The 1,851-nt window shown below is 47.5% G+C and carries 3 protein-coding genes; 1 reads left to right on the top strand and 2 read right to left on the bottom strand.

Translation table 11 applies throughout. The annotated features are described in order from the left end of the window. Positions 1 to 411 precede the first annotated feature (411 nt). Positions 412 to 867, top strand: a complete 456-nt coding sequence (locus tag RMO27_RS05910; protein ID WP_309730439.1) for a hypothetical protein — start codon at positions 412 to 414, stop codon at positions 865 to 867. A gap of 21 nt (positions 868 to 888) precedes the next feature. Here RMO27_RS05910 and RMO27_RS05905 read toward each other — a convergent pair whose 3' ends face one another. Both RMO27_RS05905 and RMO27_RS05900 read right to left on the bottom strand, forming a co-directional pair. Continuing rightward, entirely contained in the window at positions 889 to 1,284 is a 396-nt protein-coding gene (locus RMO27_RS05905; protein ID WP_309730436.1) for a VOC family protein, read from the bottom strand. Between the two features lie 161 nt (positions 1,285 to 1,445). Then, the coding region (locus RMO27_RS05900; protein WP_309730433.1) for a pyridoxal-phosphate dependent enzyme at positions 1,446 to 1,851 on the bottom strand (406 nt) is incomplete at its 5' end.

The following is a 1,851-nucleotide window of genomic DNA, read 5'->3' as shown; positions in this document are numbered from 1 at the left end:
GGGGCGATCGCCGATATCAACGATCGGTTGCTCGAAATTAAATCGCTCGAAGTAACGACCAAGGTGCTCCAGCAACAGATCCGACAGCGACTCAAATATTAATTCCCTGAAATCTCCAAACGCGCGATTTCTAACTATCGCTGTCATGAGGGGTTTACGCCCTGGGTCGGCTGGTTAGCTGGTATCTACGCATACAAAAAAATCGAGAACGAACGCGCTAAATCGATCGCCACCGAACTGTCGATCGAGATCTCCCAATACACCCGCGATCATGCGGCGGCAATTTGTGGAAACGAAATTCGAGAGGTCAAATTAGAATCGGATTTAAGTAATTCACTACTCGATCCGGCGTTCGATCGCTACCGTGACACCTTAGAGCTGTTTGGTTTTAGTCAGATTATGCAGGCGACCGTGTTAACCAACATTTACCCGTTCGAGCGGTTTTTGCTCTCCGGCAAGCCACACATCGATCGCTACGAAGACGATCGGGGTAAGCACAAGAAAAATATGTCCTTGTCTGGCTTTCAAATCTCGCTGGGGATGGGCAAGCGGCTGATCGAATCGGGTAACAGCACCGCGCTAATTTATGCGGGTTCGTCGTTCGCTCGAAAAATGCTCTATTGCTGGATTATCACCAACGTACTGCGCGAAAGCATGAGCGATAGCTGGTTGGTCGCGGAGTTAGACAGGCGCGCTCTATCGAACTCCAAACCCGCTTTGACAGTTGCCGAACTGCGGACGCGGTGGCAGACAACCACAGGCAGCAAAAAAGATAAACATATGGCTGGGGTTCGTGCTGCGATGACACTTGGTTATCGGGTGACTCGCCTACTTTATGACGAACTGTTAAAGGCAGTTCCATATTAATTGATCGCGACCCACAAGCAGTCACAATTGTTCCGATTGCCAAGATATTAATGTTAATTCGATCGCATTGCCATCGGGATCTTGCGTAAATAGTGCCGCTCGACCCGAATTACTCATTTTGACCACGCAATTAGCTGCGAGTAGCTGTTGTTTGGCAGCCTCCAAATCCCTAACTCCTAAAGCGATGTGGGGATTGCGCGTCGAGACTTGGAGATCGATCGAGTTAGGTACCAGATCGACATTCTCAATTAAATGAATTTGGAATTCGCCGATTTGATACCACGCTCCAGGATACTTGAGCGCACGATCGACCCGTTGCAATCCCAGAATCCCACTGTAAAATTCGATCGATCTGTCTAGATTCGAGACGATCGTGGCTGTGTGTAAGCAACTAATGATTTCGATGGTGGGGGGCATGATAGGGGGTAGTGAATAGTGAATAGTGGATAGTGAATAGTGAATATGGGATATAGAAAAATTCCCTTTAATCTGTTCGGCTAAAAATTGGCGAACTAAAGACGTTTGCTAATTTCTATTCACTATCCACTATCCACTATCCACTAGCTGCCTACGGCAATCTAATCAATGCTCAAACCTTTGCTGGCTAACCAGGCTCGATCGAAGATCCGAGATTGATATCTGGCACCACCATCGCATAAAATGGTGACGATCGTGTGTCCTGGCCCCATTTGATGAGCCAATCTCACTGCTGCGGCAACATTAATACCGACCGAACCGCCCATAAATAATCCATCTTTACGTAAGAGTTGATAGACGACTTCGATACACTCTTGGTCGGGGATTTGGATCGCATCATCGATCGGGACACCTGCCATATTGCCTGTAATCCGGCTATTGCCAATGCCTTCCGTAATCGAACTACCGTCTAAGGTAATCGTGCCAGTTTTGACATAACTATATAACCCACTGCCCATCGGATCGGCAACGACACATTTAATGTCAGGATTCTTCTCTTTGAGAAAC

Origin of the sequence: Chamaesiphon sp. OTE_75_metabat_556 (assembly GCF_031378165.1) — a bacterium.
Lineage (GTDB): Bacteria > Cyanobacteriota > Cyanobacteriia > Cyanobacteriales > Chamaesiphonaceae > Chamaesiphon.
This window is presented reverse-complemented; position numbering and strand designations above follow the sequence as displayed.